This is a genomic window from Variovorax sp. GW821-FHT09D05 (assembly GCF_059416325.1).
In genome coordinates this window covers 122,462-138,178 of the sequence record NZ_JBWKOZ010000012.1, presented here as the reverse complement: position 1 = coordinate 138,178, position 15,717 = coordinate 122,462, and the positions used below count along the sequence as shown (strand labels likewise).

The window sequence follows — 15,717 nt, the reverse complement described above, 5'->3', positions numbered from 1 at the left end:
CGGCGCATCATGTTTCCCAGCTCCGCACCGGCCGCCGAGGCCGCTCCCCCGGCATCGCCCGCCGCTGCGCGTTCCGGTTCGCCGCGCTACGTGGCGCTTGCCGGCCCCACCGCTTCGGGCAAGACGGCCGCCGCATTGGCGCTGGCGCGGCTGCAGCCGGTCGAAATCATCAGCGTCGACTCGGCACTGGTCTACCGCGGCATGGACATCGGCACCGCCAAGCCCACGGCCACCGAGCAGGCTGCCGCGCCGCATCACCTGATCGACATCCTCGATGCGCGCGACAGCTACAGCGCGGCCGCCTTCGTGGCTGACGCCACGCGGCTCATCGGCGAGATTCGCGCGCGCGGCGCGCTGCCGCTGCTGGTGGGCGGCACCATGCTGTATTTCAAGGCGCTGTTCGACGGCATCGACGCCATGCCCGCAGCCGATGCCGCGGTGCGCGCGCGCATCGACGCCGATGCCGCCACGCTCGGCTGGCCCGCCATGCACGCGCGGCTTGCGCAGGTCGACCCGGTCACGGCCGCGCGGCTGGCGCCGCAGGACAGCCAGCGCATCCAGCGCGCGCTCGAAGTGTGGGAGAGCAGCGGCCAGCCGCTGTCGAGCTTTCATGCGCGCGACAACAAGACTGCCAGCGCAGTCGAAGGCGGCGTGCTGTTCTCGCTCGAACCGACCGACCGCGCCTGGCTGCACACGCGCATTGCCGAGCGCTTCGATGCGATGCTGGCAGCCGGCTTCCTCGACGAAGTACGCGCACTGCGCAAGCGCGGCGACCTGTCGACCGACCTGCCCTCGATGCGCTGCGTCGGCTACCGGCAGGCTTGGGAAACGCTCGACGCCTGCGGCGACGCCGCTCCCGACGCCAAAGCCATCGCCGATCTGCGCGAACGCGGCATCGCCGCCACGCGCCAGCTTGCCAAGCGGCAGATCACCTGGCTGCGCAGCATGCCGCAACGCACCGTGATCGCCTGCGACGCCCCCGACGCGGTGCAGACCGCCGTTCAACTGATCGCCAAGACCACTCAACTCGGATGACGCTGCGCATTTCCAACCTCGGCAAGCACTACGGTGATGCGCCTGTCTTCGAGAACGTGACGTTGGGCGTCGAGCCCGGCGAATTCGTCGCCATCGTGGGCGAATCGGGCGTCGGCAAGTCGACGCTGCTCAACTGCATGGCCGGCCTCGACAGCTGGAACCAGGGCACGGTGACGCACGACGGCACCGACATCGGCGCGCTCGACGGCGAAGCCTGCGCGCTCTGGCGGCGGCGCCACGTGGGCTTCGTGTTCCAGGCCTTCCATGTGCTGCCGCACCTCGACGTGGCGCAGAACGTATCGCTGCCGCTGATGCTGCTGGGCCAGCAGAAGGACAACGACGGCCGCGTCGCCCACATGCTCGAAGCGGTGGGACTGCCCGGCATGGGCGCGCGGCTGCCGCAGACGCTGTCGGGCGGTCAGTTGCAGCGCGTGGCGATTGCGCGCGCGCTGGTGCACCGCCCTGCCCTGCTGCTGGCCGACGAGCCCACGGGCAACCTCGACCCGACCACCGCCGCGAAGGTGATGGAACTGCTGATCGGGCAGACCCGCGAGCACGGCGCCTCGCTGGTGCTGGTGACGCACTCCGAGAGCGCGGCCGCCCGCGCGGACCGCCTGCTGCATCTGCGCGCCGACGGCATCGCCACCTGAGACTTCCTGGCTACGCCCAATGCCATCGCCAAGTCCGGCAAAAGTTGGCAGAAACAGAGCCGGATTTTTGAACCTCCAAGACGGGTGCTCATAGCATTCGACGGCCCGTAGCCAAGCCACCTGCGAACACACCGACGCCTGCAGTTCATCTGCTTCAAAGGCATGGTGGTCCCGCGTGCTCAGCCAATTCATAAAACGGCTTTGCAATGCAATCAGGGGGATCACTCATGCTCGACAGAAGAAACTTCGTTCTAGGCACGCTCGCTTCATCGGCGCTAGTCGCCTGTGGCGGGGGCAACGACACCGCTGCCAACCAATGTTCATCAGCGCCGGCCGCCTGTGGTGGCGGCAACAGCGGCAGCAGCAATAGCGCCGCTGTCAACCGATACCGCCAGGCCAATTTACTGGCCAGCCACACCCGCTACGGCGCTTCCTTCACGGAGCCGGAATTCATCAACGGCTGGGGCATCGCCATCCGCCCGGCCGGTGCCGGCGGCCATTTCTGGGTTGGCGGCGGTGGCATCTCCTGGCAATACCTCGGCGACGTCACGCGTTCGGCCGACTCGGCATTGCGCGCACTGCACCAAGACGGCCTGCGCGAAGTGACCGTACCGGGCTCGGATGCCAGCACGACCGACGACAGCGCAGGCAAGGTCACCGGCGTCGTGTTCAACGGCGCGGCCCTGACTTCGGACCTGTTCCGGGTGCAAGGCCAGCCGGCCGGCGAGCGCACGCTGGACGGTTCGGCGCGCTTCGTCTTCGTCACCGACAGCGGTAGCGTCAGCGCCTGGACCGAGCGCGATGCAGACAGCGGCGCCATCGTGCGCATGGACGGCCCGGCCGTGGAGGTCTTCAACGGTGCCGATCAGGGCATGGCCTTCTTCGGCGCCGCCATCCACACCGGCCGCTGGGACCGGCTGTGGCTGGCCGACTTCGGCGCGCAACCGCAGATACGCACACTGGACGCGCAGTGGCAGTTGGTGCCGACGCAGGGCTTCGCCAACCCCTTCGCGAGCGGACCGGCAGGCGCGGCACGGCCGGGCGACCCAGTGCCTTTCAACATCCAGGTGGTGAACGACGGAACCCGGGACCGGGTGTTCGTGCTGTATGCGATCAGCCAGGCCGGCCCAGCCGAAGCGCATGCCTTCCACGCCGGCGAGGAAGATGCGCTGGATGCCGCGGCCGAAGCCGCAACGGGCAATCGCCCCTCGCGCGGCAGGCTCGCCGAATTCGATCTGGATGGTCGTCTGCTGCGCGTCTATGCGGATGACGGCCGGCTCAACGCGCCCTGGGGCGTGGCCATTGCGCCCGCTGACTTCGGCGCGCTGTCGGGCTTGCTGCTGGTCGGCAATTTCGGCGGGGCGGGCCGCATCTGCGCTTTCGATCCGGCCAGCGGCCAGTATGTGGACGACTTGCGCGATGCGCAGGACCGGCCCGTGTCCATCGCCGGCCTCTGGGGCCTGCAGTTCGGCAATGGCGTGGCGCTCGGCGACAGCAATGCGCTGTACTTCGCGGCCGGGCCGCAGGACGAAACCGAAGGGCTCTTCGGTTCGCTGCGCACGGCCTGAAGCCTTATGTCTGCGGCGCGAGGAAGGTCGCGTAGCGCGACAGGTCGACGTTGCCGCCGCTGATCACGATGCCCACGCGCTTGCCGGCAATCGCCTTGCCCGCTGCAATCGCACCCGCAAAGGCAAGGCAGCCGGTCGGCTCCACCACCATCTTCATGCGCTCGGCAAAGAAGCGCATCGCATTGACGAGCTGCTCGTCGGTAACGGTGAAGATGTCGTCCACGTCGCGGCGGATGATGCCGAAGGTGTACTCGCCCAGATGCTGCGTCTGCGCGCCATCGGCAATGGTCTTCGGCGTTTCGATGTGCACGATCTCCCCCGCGCGAAACGACTGCTGGCCATCGTTGCCCGCTTCGGGCTCCACGCCGTAGACCTTGCAATCAGGCGCCAGCGCACGCGCCGACAGCGCCGAGCCCGCCAGCAACCCGCCGCCACCCAGGCACACGAACAGGTGGTCGAGCGGGCCTGTTTCCTCGATCAGCTCCTTCACCGCCGTGCCCTGCCCCGTCAGCACGTCGGGGTGGTCATAGGGCGGAATCATCGTCATGCCGCGCTCCTGTGCGAGCTGCTTGGTGAGCGCCTCACGGTCTTCGGTGAAGCGGTCGTACATCACCACTTCGGCGCCGTAGCCCTTGGTGGCGGCGACCTTGGCGGCTGGTGCGTCTTTCGGCATCACGATCACGGCCGGCATCGACAGCAGGCGCGCCGACAGCGCAATGGCCTGCGCATGGTTGCCCGATGAGAACGCGATCACGCCGCCCTTGCGCTGCGTTGCGTCGAACTTCGACAGCGCATTGAACGCGCCACGGAACTTGAACGCGCCCATGCGCTGGAAGTTCTCGCACTTGAAGAAGAAGCTGGCGCCCCAGCGTTCGTTGGCGGTGGTAGAGCGCAGCACCGGCGTGCGGTGGGCATGGCCTTCGAGCCGCGCGGCCGCGGCGATGACGTCGTCGTAGGTAGGTAGTTGCATGTGTCCGAGCTTAGCGGCGGCTTGCAAATTTTTGCAGCCCCGATGGGTAAAAACCCGGGATACGCGTCGGCCGCGAACTCCGTACTCTGTATACAGAGTTCAAAGAAAGCCGCCCATGCCCGCCCAGCTCGTCAGCATCGAAGCCGCCCCCGACCTCGTCGACCAGGTCTACCGCGCCCTGCTCGGCGCCATCAGCAGCGGCACGCTCGCGCCCGGCGAGCGCCTTACCCAGGAGGACATCGCCTCCCGCCTTTCGGTGTCGCGACAGCCCGTGCTGCAGGCGCTGCGGCTGCTGAAGAAAGACGGCTTCGTGCTCGACGCACCCGGCCGCGGCGTGCTGGTAGCGCCGCTCGAAGCCGAGGCGATGCGCAAGGTCTACCAGGTGCGCGGCGCGCTCGACGTGCTGGCCGCTCGGCTGGCGGCGCAGCAGCGTTTTCGCATCGACCCGAAACTCATCGAGCGCGGCCGGCGCGCAGCGCGCGGGCGCAATGTCGAAGCCATGATCGACGCCGACGTGGCCTTTCACCAGGCCATCTACGAGGCATCGGGCAACCCGCTGATCGGCCAGAGCGCCGATCCGCACTGGCGCCACCTGCGCCGCGCGATGGGCGCGGTGCTGCAGGCCGAGCCGCAGCGCGAGTCGCTGTGGGACGAGCACGAGGCGATTGCCGCGGCCATTGCCGCCGGCAACGTCGAGCGCGCCTCGCGCCTGAGCGAAGAACACGTCTCGCGGGCCAGCGAGGCACTGAGCGAACGGCTCGCGCAGCAACTGGCGCGAGCCGCATCCGTCATTCCCACGAAAAAAGGAGACAAGGCATGAAGCTGACCCCCGAGCAACGCGCGCAGTTCGAGCGCGACGGCTATCTGTTCTTCCCCAGCCACTTCTCGGCCGAAGAGACGAAGGTGCTGACCGACGCGGTGCCCGATCTCTACAGCAGGCGCGAGGCCTTCAACGTGCGCGAGAAAGGCTCCGACGCCGTGCGCACGAACTTCGCCGCGCACCTCATCAGCGAGCCCTTCGCGCGGCTGGCGCGACACCCGCGCATGGTCGGCCCGGTGACTGATCTCTTCGAGGAAGAGGTCTACATGCACCAGTTCAAGATCAACGGCAAGATGGCCTTCGAGGGCGACGTGTGGCAGTGGCACCAGGACTACGGCACCTGGCTCAACGACGACCTGATGCCCACCGAGCGCGCGATGAACGTCGCGATCTTTCTCGACGAGGTGACCGAGCACAACGGCCCGCTGATGTTCATTCCGGGCAGCCACCGCAAGGGCGTGGTCGATGCGAAGCATGACCTCACGACCACCAGCTACCCGCTGTGGACCGTGGACAACGACCTGATCCGCCAACTGGCCGATCGCGCGGGCGGCAAGCACGGCGGCATCGTCTCGCCCAAGGGGCCGGCCGGTTCGATGATCCTGTTCCACAGCTGCCTGGTGCATGCCTCGGGCAGCAATCTGTCGCCCTTCAACCGCGTGGCGGTGTACCTGAGCCTGTGCGCGGTCAGCAACCACATCCGGCGCCACAAGCGGCCCGAGTACATCGCGCACCGCGACTTCACGCCCATCGAGATGCTGCCCGACGACTGCCTGCTGAAGCCGTACCCGGTCGATGTGCCGTGGAAAAACGGCCTGCCCGAGAGCGCACTGCGCACCTCGCTCGACGGGCTCGACACCGCGGAGGCCTGACCCCATGAGCCTGCACACCCGCCTGCAACAACGTGCCGCCGAAGGCCGCCCCATCCGCATCGGCCTGATCGGTGCCGGCAAGTTCGGCTCGATGTACCTCGCACAGATTCCACGCACGCCCGGCGTGCAGCTGGTGGCGATTGCTGATCTTTCGCCTGACGCTGCCCGCGTCAACCTCGAACGCGTGGGCTGGCAGCCCGAGCGCGCCGCGGCTGGCTCGGTGCAAGAGGCGCTGAAGCACGGCACCACCTGGATCACCGACGACTGGCAGGCCGTGACGCGCGAACCTTCCATCGACATCGTGGTCGAGTGCACCGGCAACCCCATTGCGGCGGTGGACCACTGCCTCGACGCCTTCGCGCACGGCAAGCACGTGGTCAACGTGACGGTGGAGGCCGACGCCTTCTGCGGCCCGCTGCTCGCGCACAGGGCGCAGCAGGCCGGCGTGATCTATTCGCTGGCCTTCGGCGACCAGCCCGCGCTGATCTGCGACTTGGTCGACTGGGCGCGCACCTGCGGCTTTCCGGTGGTGGCGGCCGGGCGCGGCCACAAGTGGCTGCCGCACTTCACCGAATCGACGCCCGAGACGGTGTGGGGCAACTACGGCCTCACGCCCGAGCAGGCAAAACGCGGCGGGCTCAACCCGAAGATGTTCAACAGCTTTCTCGACGGCTCCAAGCCGTCGATAGAAAGCTCGGCAGTGGCCAACGCCACCGGCCTCACAGTGCCTTCGGACGGCCTGCTCTACCCGCCCGCGAGCGTGGAAGACATTCCCTTCGTCACGCGGCCGAAAAGCGAAGGCGGCGTGCTCGAACGCAAAGGCATGGTCGAGGTGGTGTCCTCGCTCGAAGCCGATGGCCGGAAGATTCCCTACGACATCCGCATGGGCGTGTGGGTCACGGTAGAGGCCGAGACCGACTACATCAAGAACTGCTTCGAGGAATACAACGCCCACACCGACCCGAGCGGGCGCTACTTCACGCTCTACAAGCGCTGGCACCTGATCGGCCTGGAAGTCGGCATGTCGGTGGCCAGCGTGGCGTTGCGCGGCGAGCCCACCGGCGTGGCCACCTGCTGGAACGCCGACGTGGTCGCCACAGCCAAGCGCGACCTCGCAGCGGGCGAGATGCTCGACGGCGAAGGCGGCTACACGGTCTGGGGCAAGCTGCTGCCTGCCGAGCGCTCGCTGCGCCTGGGCGGCCTGCCGCTCGGGCTGGCGCACAACGTCAAGCTGGTGCGCCCCGTGAAGAAGGGCCAGAGCCTGAGCTGGGCCGACGTGGCGATCGACACGACGACTGCCGCCTACAAGCTGCGCAACGAGATGGAAGCCATGTTCGCGCCCTCCATCAGGGCCAGGGCGGCATGACGGCCTAGGGCATAGGTGGTGCAACCGTTGCGCCAAACGGCAATCGCATAAAAAATATTCTGCTCGACACAAACCCTGTGTCGAAATGACTGGCTGCGGGCCGTCATTGTGGTGAGCGATCTTGCTCAACAGCCTTTTCCTTGACGGAGAGACACCATGCAGTACATGTTGATGTTCTATCAGCCCGCGGCCGAATTCGAACAGCGCGACAACGCGTCCTCGCAGGCCTACCGGGCCAGCTGGGTCGCGTATGCCGACGCCGTGCGCCAGGCCGGCATCTCGCTCGGCGGCCACGGCCTCTTCCCGCCCATGACCGGCACCACGCTGCGCGTGCGCGGCGACAAGCGCCAGGTGCAGGACGGCCCCTTCGCCGACACCAAGGAGCAACTCGGCGGCTACTTCGTGGTCGACGTGCCCGACATCGACGCCGCGCTCGAATGGGCGGCGCGCGCGCCCTGCGCGACCAGCGGCGGGGTCGAGATACGGCCTGTCTTCATGGCGACGGCTGTAGCAGCATGAGCGAGCCGGCGGCTCACCGGGCCGCCGAACGTGCGGCGCGCGATTCGTACGGGCGGCTGCTGGCCATCCTGTCGGCGCGCACGCACGATATCGCCGCATCGGAAGACGCGCTCGCCGACGCCTTTGCGCGGGCGCTCGAGCGCTGGCCGTCCGACGGCATCCCCGTGCAGCCCGATGCCTGGCTGCTGAGCGTGGCCCGGCACCGCAAGCTCGACGCCTGGCGCCACACCCGTGTGCAGGACGCGGCCACGCAGAGCCTGCTGCTGCTGGCCGGCGAGGTCGACGAAGGCACCACCGACGGCGCGGCCGTGCCCGACGAGCGGCTGCGCCTGCTCTTCGTGTGCGCGCACCCGGCCATTGACGCGCCGGCGCGCGCGCCGCTCATGCTGCAAACCGTGCTCGGCCTCGACGCGGCACGCATGGCCGGCGCCTTTCTCACCGCGCCGGCCACGCTCGGCCAACGGCTGGTGCGTGCCAAGGCCCGTATCCGCGCGGCCGGCATTCCATTCGAATACCCGCAGGCGCGCGACCTGCCGCAGCGGCTGCAGGACGTGCTCGACGGCATCTACGCCGCCTACGGCACCGGCTGGGACGACGTGGACGGCGCCGACGCCCTGCCCCGCGGCCTCACGGCCGAGGCCATCGACCTCTGCCGCATCCTGTGCGGCCTGATGCCGAACGAGCCCGAGCCGCTGGGCCTGCTCGCGCTGATGCTGTTCTGCGAAAGCCGCGCCGCGGCCCGTCGCAGCGAGACCGGCGCCTACGTGCCGCTCGACCAGCAAGACCCGCTGCGCTGGGACCCGGATCTGCTCGCGGAGGCCGAACGTTGTCTGCGGCTGGCATCGGACATGAAATCTCTCGGTGCATACCAGCTTGAAGCGGCCATCCAGTCGGCCCATTGCGAACGCCGCGTGGGCGCGCCGGTCGCGCCCGAAGTGCTGGTGTCGCTGTACGAAGGCCTGCTGGCGCTGCGGCCCAGCATCGGTGCCCAGGTCAGCCGGGCCTGCGCGCTGGCGAACGCGCGCGGCCCCGAGATCGGCCTGCGGGCGCTCGAAGCCATTCCCGCGCTGGAGGTAGCGAACTACCAGCCGTTCTGGGCGGCGCGTGCGCACCTGCTTGCGGCCGGCGGCGCACGTTCCGCCTCGCGGCAGGCCTATGACCGCGCCATCGGCCTGAGCGCCAGCGCGGCGGTTCGCGCGTATCTGCATGCGATGTCGGATCGGCTCTGAGCGGCCGGCTTTTCGGTGAATCCGCCGAACTCACTCCTGCGGCACAGCGACCGATTCCCCCACCCGCTTCGCATCGAGCTGGCTGCCACCCTGCGTCAGAGACACCGCAACCACCGCGTTCCCCGCATCCCGCCGGAACACGAACTGCGCGCCGATGCCGGTCACGGCAAACCGGTCGTTGCCGGTGGGCGTGAGCGCGTTGTAGCCGCGCCCGGTCTCGCGCACCAGCAGCTTGCCGCTGCGCACGGTGAAGCTCAGCGACTTGGCCTTCGTCACGCGAAACTCGCCCTTGTAGTCTTCCAGCTGCTTCGGATCGACCGGCACCTCCACCGTCGGCACCGGGTAGCGGCTCTTGCCGATGGCCAGCATCACGGGCTGCATCGGCGCGCGTGCGTTGCTGCTGAGCACGATCATCGCTTCGCCGGTGTCGGGCGCGAGCAACCATAGCGTGCGGTAGCCCTCGGTGACGCCTGCGTGCCAGTAGGTGCGCCGGCCGCCTTCGGGGCCGCGCACCATCACTGCGTAGCCGATATCGGCGCCCTCGTAGCGCGCCAGCGGGGTGAGCATGCGCGCGGCGGCCGGGCCGAGAGGGCCGCCGGCGCCCGCGAGGATGGCGCGGCTGAAGGTCATCATGTCGGCGGCTGTGGAGCGCAACGCGCTGGCCGGTGCGTAGGCCAGCATGTCGAACAGCGGCTGGCGGCGGTCGCCGGCAAAGGCCGGGGCCATGCGCGAGGCCTTGTCGCCGAGCGAGATCACGGTGTCGTTCATGCCCAGCGGCTCGGTGATGCGCGCGCGCACCAGTTCGCCCCACGAGGTGTTGTAGTGCTCGGCCAGCAACTGGCCGAGCAACGCCATGCCGAAGTTGCTGTACGCGCCCTCGCACGGCGGTGCGGCGGCAGTGAGCTTGATGCGCGCGAGGGACGCCCAGAACATGGGCTTGTCGAAGGTGCGGAACTGTTCGGCGAGCGGCGCGCCGCCTGTTACGCCATCGGCCATCACGGGCATGCAGCCCGTATGCGTGACGAGCTGGCGCAGCGTGACCGAGGCCACGGCGGACGATAGGCCTTCGACCTTGCCGGCGAGCAGCTTGCCCACGGTGTCGTCGAGCTTGAGGTCGCCGCGCTCCACCGACTGCGCGAGCAGGAGGCCGGTGAAGACCTTGGTGACGGAGCCGATCTCGAACATCGGCTGCTCGGCACTGCCAGCAGCGATGGCGCGCGGCGACGACGGAGGCTCGGGGTTGTAGGCGGCGCCGTAGGACGCCTGGCCGTTGCGCAGCGTGCCCACCACCAGCGTGCCCCGCTCGGCGCCGAGGGCGGCTTTGGCCAGCACCGTCGGGTCACTGGCGAGTGTCAGGGGTTGCTGAAGCTGTGCGGCGGCGTGGCCTGCCAGCAGCGGTGCGATGAGCCAGGCCGCAAGCCAGGGGCGGTACAGGGCACGGGGCAAGAGCCGCATCGTCGGATTCCTCAGGCGTCGTCGAAGAGGCGTCATCGTGCCACGGCGGCGTAACACCGCGCGCGCCGCGACAATTGCCCGATGCGCGCATTGCTCACCACCTTCTCCTGGCAGGAACTCCGCCACCACCCCTGGCGCAATGCGGCGGCTGTGCTGGCCGTGATGCTGGGCGTGGCGTTGGCCTTCTCGGTGCAGTTGATCAATGCGTCGGCGCTCGACGAGTTCGCGAGCGCGGTGCGCTCTGTCAACGGCCAGCCCGACCTGGAAGTGCGCGCCGTGCAGGGCGGCTTCGACGAGGCCGTGTTCGAGCGGCTGGCCCGGCACCCGCAGGTGGCGCTGGCGAGCCCCGTGGTCGAGTTCCAGGGCCTGGCGCTGGCCGGCGAGCGCCAGGTGCCGATGCGCGTGATCGGCGTCGATGCGCTGGTGCTGCCGACCATCGCGTCCGCGCTGATGCCGCAGGCCGCGGTCGGTGCCGACCGCTTCTCGCTGTTCGCGCCGGGCCATGTGTTCCTCAACGCCGCGGCACGCAGCGCACTGGGCCTGCCGGCGGAAACGCCCGCCGGAACGACGGAGACGATGCAACTGCGCAGCGGCGACGCCTGGCACAAGCTCGACGTGGCCGGCCATGTCGCCGCCAGCGGCACTGCGCTCGCGGTGATGGACATCGCGGCGGCGCAAGAGCTGTTCGGCCAGATCGGCCGGCTCAGCCGCATCGACCTGCGGTTGGCACCCGGCACGGACAGGGCCGCCTTCATGGCCTCGCTGCAGCAGTCGCCGGGCTGGCCAGCGGGCGTGCAGTTTGCCGAGCCCGGTGATGCGGCGCAGCGCGTGAGCAATCTGTCGCGCGCCTACCGCGTGAACCTGACGGTGCTGGCGCTTGTGGCGCTGTTCACGGGCGCGTTCCTGGTCTTCTCGGTGCTGGCACTCAGCGTGGCCAAGCGCGCGCAGCAGTTCGCGCTGCTCGGCGTGCTCGGCCTCACGCCGCGGGAACGGCTGCGGCTGGTGCTGGCCGAATCGCTGGTGCTGGGGCTGATCGGCAGCGCGGCGGGTCTCGCGCTGGGTACGGCGCTCGCGGCCTTCGCGTTGCGCGTTCTGGGCGGCGACCTCGGTGGCGGGTACTTCGAAGGCGTGGCGCCCACGCTGCACTGGAGCGCGGGCTCGGCGTTGCTGTACGGCGGACTGGGCGTGCTGGCCGCGCTGGTCGGCGGCTGGTGGCCCGCGCGCGCGGCACAGGCGCTGCCCGAAGCACAGACGCTCAAGGGTCTGGGCGCCGCGCCCACGCAGGGCAACGGCCACTGGCTGGCGCTGGGGCTGATCGCGCTGGGCGCGGTGCTGGCCAACGTGCCGGCCATCGGCGGCATTCCGGTGGCGGCATACCTGTCGGTGGGCTGCCTGCTGGTCGGAGGCATCACCGCCCTGCCCTGGCTGATCGCGCTGCTGTACGACCGAGTGGCGCCGATGTTCGCGCGACGCGTGCTGCCGATGCTGGCGGTGGAGCGCGCGCGCCGCATGCGCGGCACGGCCGCCGTGGCGGTCAGCGGCGTGGTGGCAAGCCTGAGCCTTGCCGTCGCACTCACGGTGATGGTCGCGAGCTTTCGTGATTCGGTGACGCACTGGCTCGACGTGGTGCTGCCGGCCGACCTGTACGTGCGCGCCACCTCGGGCGGGCGCAGCAGCAACAGCGGCAACAGCAGCAGCACCGACACCGCCACCTTTTCGCCGGCCTTCGTGCAGTCGCTGGCGCAGTTGCCCGGCGTGGCGCGCACGGGCACGCTGCGCACGCAATCGCTGCAGCTCGATGCGACACGGCCCACCGTGACGCTGATTGCGCGCAGCCTGGAAGGCGGGGCGACGCAGTCGTTGCCACTGGTGGGTGCCGCACTGCCCGTACCCGAGGGGCAGATCGGCATCTACGTGAGCGAGCCGATGGTGGAGCTGTATGGCGCGAAGCCGGGCACGGCGTTCACGCCGCTGTCGGATGCGATGGGCCTGCGGGCGGGTTCGAAGAAGGCGCAAACGTTCTTCGTGGCGGGCGTGTGGCGCGACTATGCGCGGCAGTTCGGCACAGTCACGATGGATGCGCGGGACTTCGAGCGCATCACCGGCGAGCGCAATGTGAGCGACGTGGCGCTGTGGCTTGCGCCCGGAGCGTCGGAAGGCGCGGTGCAGACTGCGGTGCGCGCCTTGGCAGCACGCCAGGGCGGCTCGTCCGCCGAGTCCGTCGAGATCGCATCGGTGGGGCAGATCCGCGCGACCTCGCTGCGCATCTTCGACCGCAGCTTCGCGGTGACCTACTGGCTGCAGGCGGTGGCCATCGCCATCGGGCTGTTCGGCATTGCCGCGAGCTTCAGCGCGCAGGTGCTGGCGCGGCGCAAGGAGTTCGGGCTGCTCGCGCACCTGGGCTTCACGCGAAGGCAGGTGCTGGCAGTGGTGGCCGGTGAAGGCGCCGCGTGGACCGCCATCGGCGCCGTGGCCGGATTGGGACTGGGGCTGGCCGTGTCCGTGGTGCTCGTGAAGGTCGTGAACCCGCAGAGCTTCCACTGGAGCATGGACCTGCTGGTGCCGTGGGGCCGCCTGCTGGCGCTGTGCGCGGCGGTGGTGGCCGCCGGCACGGTGACGGCCTGGATGGCGGGCCGGGCCGCCGCCGGCAAGGACGTGGTGCTGGCGGTGAAGGAAGACTGGTAGCGCCCTCGGCGTCTCAGCGCGCCGGAGTCAACTGGATCCGCTCCACCGTTTCCTTCTCGACAGCCCCCCGGCTGTAGACCAGCGGCACGTACTTGCCTTCGAGCCACAGCGGCGCAAGGTCACGGTAGTTCGGGCTCTCCGGGTTGCCCGACTGGCCCGGCGTGTTGATGACGCGCGAGGCGTCCCAGTTGCCCACGTCCAGCACCATGCGGAACGATGCGCCCGCCGTCAGCTTGTAGTCGCTGGCCCGGTAGGTGGCCGCCATCGGCGTGAAGGAAGAACCGGACATCGGCCAATCGCCCACGTCGAGCTTCTTGCGCGTGGCGGCATCGACCACGCCGCCGAGCGGATGGCGGAACTCGGCGCGATGCAGCGCGCCCCACTTCCAGGTCGCGGGGTCGGGGCCGAGCTTGGCACTGAGCTCCTGCATCGCTGCCGGCAGCGTCTTGAGCAGCAGTGCATCGCGTTGCTCGTTCGTGACCCAGCCGAACGGGTTTTCGAGCAGCAGCGCCATTCGCGTGTTGTCGCCGGGCGCGGCCAGCGCGGCGCCTGCATCACCTGCGCCGGCCTTGAGCACGGCGGCACGCAGCGGCTTGCTGCTCCACACCTCGTACAGCGCGGCGGCGGCGCTGTCGCGGTCCATGGTGCCGTCCCAGCTTTGCAGCATGCGCAGCGCTGTTGCCGTTTGCGCGTCGTCGCTGCGCAGGCCGGCCAGCAGCTTCAGCACGCGCTGCGCGGGCGTCGCGACGATGTCGTTCTGCATGCGCTCCGAGTCTTCGACGGAGAAGCGCGAACCCGCCGCCACCTTGGCCGCGAACAGCTCCTTGAGGCGTCGCGCACGCGCCGCGTCGCTCCACTCGTAGCCCACGCCCTTCTTCGCGGCGGGATGGTCGGGCGGAATGTTGTTCTCGTTGGCAGTCACCACATAGCCGCGCGCCGGGTTGAACTCCGAAGGCAGCTCGTCGCCGTTGCGGAAGCCCGACCATTCGTAGCGCCCGTCGCCCGGCACCGGCATCAGCCCGTCCCAGTTGGGCCGGATGGGCGTGAGGCCGCCGGGAATCCAGCCGACGTTGCCGCTGGTGTCCGCATAGACCTGGTTCTCGCCGGGCGCGCCCCAGCGGTTCATGGCCGCGCGGAACTGGTCCCAGTTGCGCGCGCGCATGTAGTCCATGGAACCGAAGTACGGCGCCATGCCGGGCTCCAGCCACGCCGCGCGCAAGGCATACGCACGCTGCTTGCCCGGCTCGGCCAGCAGCACCGGGCCGTGGCGCGTGAAGGTGTTGACCACCTCGCGCGGCGCGCTCTCGCCCTTGACCGCGATGCGTTCGATGACGCGCACCATCGGCTCCCAACGGCCCTGGTAGCGGTACTCGTTGGCATTGCGCGGGTTGAGCTGGTACACGTACAGGTCTTCCTGGTCCATGTAGAAGCGCGTGAGGCCGAAGGCGATGGTGCCGTTGTGCCCGATCGACAGGCCCGGCAGGAAGGGCTCGCCCGCGCCGATGGCGTCCATGCCCGGTGCGCTCAGGTGCGTCATGTAGCGCAGGCTGGGCGCACCGTGGGCGCGGTGCGGGTCATTGGCCAGGATGGGACGGCCGGTGGACGTGAGCTTCGGCGAGATCACCCAGTTGTTGCTGCCGTAGGCGCCCGTGGGGTCGCCTTGCGATGCCTGCAGCTGTTCTGCTTCGTCGCTGCCCGGCAGTTGGGCCACCGGTGATGCCAGCCGCGTGTTGGCCTTGGTGAACTGCGGCGACTCTGTTGCACGCATGTAGGCCGCGCGCAGTTCGGCCGCAGGAATGGTGCACGGGTCGAGCTCCGGTGGCACGCGCGGGTTGATCGGCGGATCGAGCTCGCGGCGCAGCCAGTCGGCCTTGATGCCGGCTCCGCCCGCGCAGTACGCACGAGCGCGATCGATCTCCGACGTGAAGTTGAGCGTGAGGCCGTGATGCCGGATGCGCACCACGTCTTCGGGCGACCACGTCGCCGGCTGGTAGCCCAGCAGCGCGAATTCCGGCGGCAGCAACGAAGGCTGCGCGCGCACCTGCGCCACATAGGCGTTGACGCCGGCCGTGAAAGCCTCGGCCACGCGCTTGGCGTCGGAGCCGTAGGCCAGCCACTCGCGGTACATCTCGCCGCGATAGAGCACGGCACGCGCGGCGCGGTCGTTCTCGACCCATGCGGGGCCGAAATCCTTCGCCATTTCGCCGAGGCCGCGCTTGCGCCAGAGGTCCATTTGCCACAGGCGGTCGCGCGCGGCGATGAAGCCCTGCGCCACGAAGGCGTCGTAGAGCGTGCCCGCATAAAGATGCGGCACGCCCCAGCGGTCCACCAGCACCTCGGCCGGCTTCTCGAGGCCGGGCACTGCGAACGATGAGGAAGGACGCGTAGGCGTCTGCGAACCGGGAGGCCCCGACGCGCAACCCGCAAGCACGAAAGCTGCGAGCGCAACAACGCCGAAGGAATGCCTTTGACCTAACGAGCGCCGCGATGCGGGGCGCAGGTTTGTTCTTTTCATGTGTCTCGTCTCCTGCCTTGTTGTAGATGGCAG

At 69.2% G+C, this 15,717-nt stretch carries 12 protein-coding genes; 9 read left to right on the top strand and 3 right to left on the bottom strand.

What is annotated here, in order from left to right:
- Window positions 1-9 precede the first annotated feature (9 nt).
- From miaA to AC07O3_RS29165, 3 genes are all read left to right on the top strand, one after another.
- The gene (miaA, locus tag AC07O3_RS29175) at window positions 10-1,035 is read left to right on the top strand and encodes a tRNA (adenosine(37)-N6)-dimethylallyltransferase MiaA (RefSeq protein ID WP_495340954.1); all 1,026 of its coding nucleotides are present in this window, start codon (window positions 10-12) and stop codon (window positions 1,033-1,035) included.
- Entirely contained in the window at window positions 1,032-1,685 is a 654-nt protein-coding gene (locus AC07O3_RS29170; RefSeq protein WP_495340953.1) for an ABC transporter ATP-binding protein, read from the top strand. The genes miaA and AC07O3_RS29170 overlap by 4 nt, the downstream gene beginning before the upstream one ends.
- Window positions 1,686-1,912: 227 nt before the next feature.
- Complete coding sequence (locus AC07O3_RS29165; protein ID WP_495340952.1) at window positions 1,913-3,253, top strand: TIGR03118 family protein; 1,341 nt, start codon at window positions 1,913-1,915, stop codon at window positions 3,251-3,253.
- A gap of 4 nt (window positions 3,254-3,257) precedes the next feature.
- On the opposite strand, the gene AC07O3_RS29160 is transcribed toward AC07O3_RS29165, so the two are convergent.
- Window positions 3,258-4,223 (bottom strand): threo-3-hydroxy-L-aspartate ammonia-lyase, encoded by a 966-nt coding sequence (locus AC07O3_RS29160; RefSeq protein ID WP_495340951.1) that lies wholly within the window; start codon window positions 4,221-4,223, stop codon window positions 3,258-3,260.
- A 115-nt stretch (window positions 4,224-4,338) separates the two neighbouring features.
- Between AC07O3_RS29160 and AC07O3_RS29155 the strand changes: the two genes are divergently transcribed.
- From AC07O3_RS29155 to AC07O3_RS29135, 5 genes are all read left to right on the top strand, one after another.
- Complete coding sequence (locus tag AC07O3_RS29155; protein WP_093177615.1) at window positions 4,339-5,043, top strand: GntR family transcriptional regulator; 705 nt, start codon at window positions 4,339-4,341, stop codon at window positions 5,041-5,043.
- Complete coding sequence (locus AC07O3_RS29150) at window positions 5,040-5,915, top strand: phytanoyl-CoA dioxygenase family protein (RefSeq protein WP_495340950.1); 876 nt, start codon at window positions 5,040-5,042, stop codon at window positions 5,913-5,915. The genes AC07O3_RS29155 and AC07O3_RS29150 overlap by 4 nt, the downstream gene beginning before the upstream one ends.
- Window positions 5,916-5,919: 4 nt before the next feature.
- Window positions 5,920-7,281, top strand: coding sequence for an NAD(P)H-dependent oxidoreductase (locus tag AC07O3_RS29145; protein ID WP_495340949.1), 1,362 nt, complete (start codon window positions 5,920-5,922; stop codon window positions 7,279-7,281).
- Window positions 7,282-7,437: 156 nt separating this feature from the next.
- Window positions 7,438-7,800 (top strand): YciI family protein, encoded by a 363-nt coding sequence (locus AC07O3_RS29140; protein ID WP_093057816.1) that lies wholly within the window; start codon window positions 7,438-7,440, stop codon window positions 7,798-7,800.
- The gene (locus tag AC07O3_RS29135) at window positions 7,797-9,029 is read left to right on the top strand and encodes an RNA polymerase sigma factor (protein WP_307617085.1); all 1,233 of its coding nucleotides are present in this window, start codon (window positions 7,797-7,799) and stop codon (window positions 9,027-9,029) included. The genes AC07O3_RS29140 and AC07O3_RS29135 overlap by 4 nt, the downstream gene beginning before the upstream one ends.
- Before the next feature lie 30 nt (window positions 9,030-9,059).
- Here the strand turns inward: AC07O3_RS29135 and AC07O3_RS29130 are convergent, their stop codons facing one another.
- Window positions 9,060-10,484 carry a serine hydrolase domain-containing protein gene (locus AC07O3_RS29130; RefSeq protein WP_495340948.1) on the bottom strand — a complete coding sequence of 475 codons (1,425 nt, stop codon included), beginning with the start codon at window positions 10,482-10,484 and terminating at the stop codon, window positions 9,060-9,062.
- Between the two features lie 81 nt (window positions 10,485-10,565).
- Between AC07O3_RS29130 and AC07O3_RS29125 the strand changes: the two genes are divergently transcribed.
- The gene (locus AC07O3_RS29125; protein ID WP_495340947.1) at window positions 10,566-13,169 is read left to right on the top strand and encodes an FtsX-like permease family protein; all 2,604 of its coding nucleotides are present in this window, start codon (window positions 10,566-10,568) and stop codon (window positions 13,167-13,169) included.
- Between the two features lie 13 nt (window positions 13,170-13,182).
- Here AC07O3_RS29125 and AC07O3_RS29120 read toward each other — a convergent pair whose 3' ends face one another.
- Window positions 13,183-15,684, bottom strand: a complete 2,502-nt coding sequence (locus AC07O3_RS29120; RefSeq protein ID WP_495340946.1) for a penicillin acylase family protein — start codon at window positions 15,682-15,684, stop codon at window positions 13,183-13,185.
- Window positions 15,685-15,717 lie beyond the last annotated feature (33 nt).

Coding starts and splice junctions, on each gene's coding strand:
- miaA (WP_495340954.1), top strand. CDS start 10: ATGTTTCCCAGCTCCGCACCGGCCGCCGAGGCCGCTCCCCCGGCATCG.
- AC07O3_RS29170 (WP_495340953.1), top strand. CDS start 1,032: ATGACGCTGCGCATTTCCAACCTCGGCAAGCACTACGGTGATGCGCCT.
- AC07O3_RS29165 (WP_495340952.1), top strand. CDS start 1,913: ATGCTCGACAGAAGAAACTTCGTTCTAGGCACGCTCGCTTCATCGGCG.
- AC07O3_RS29160 (WP_495340951.1), bottom strand. CDS start 4,223: ATGCAACTACCTACCTACGACGACGTCATCGCCGCGGCCGCGCGGCTC.
- AC07O3_RS29155 (WP_093177615.1), top strand. CDS start 4,339: ATGCCCGCCCAGCTCGTCAGCATCGAAGCCGCCCCCGACCTCGTCGAC.
- AC07O3_RS29150 (WP_495340950.1), top strand. CDS start 5,040: ATGAAGCTGACCCCCGAGCAACGCGCGCAGTTCGAGCGCGACGGCTAT.
- AC07O3_RS29145 (WP_495340949.1), top strand. CDS start 5,920: ATGAGCCTGCACACCCGCCTGCAACAACGTGCCGCCGAAGGCCGCCCC.
- AC07O3_RS29140 (WP_093057816.1), top strand. CDS start 7,438: ATGCAGTACATGTTGATGTTCTATCAGCCCGCGGCCGAATTCGAACAG.
- AC07O3_RS29135 (WP_307617085.1), top strand. CDS start 7,797: ATGAGCGAGCCGGCGGCTCACCGGGCCGCCGAACGTGCGGCGCGCGAT.
- AC07O3_RS29130 (WP_495340948.1), bottom strand. CDS start 10,484: ATGCGGCTCTTGCCCCGTGCCCTGTACCGCCCCTGGCTTGCGGCCTGG.
- AC07O3_RS29125 (WP_495340947.1), top strand. CDS start 10,566: ATGCGCGCATTGCTCACCACCTTCTCCTGGCAGGAACTCCGCCACCAC.
- AC07O3_RS29120 (WP_495340946.1), bottom strand. CDS start 15,684: ATGAAAAGAACAAACCTGCGCCCCGCATCGCGGCGCTCGTTAGGTCAA.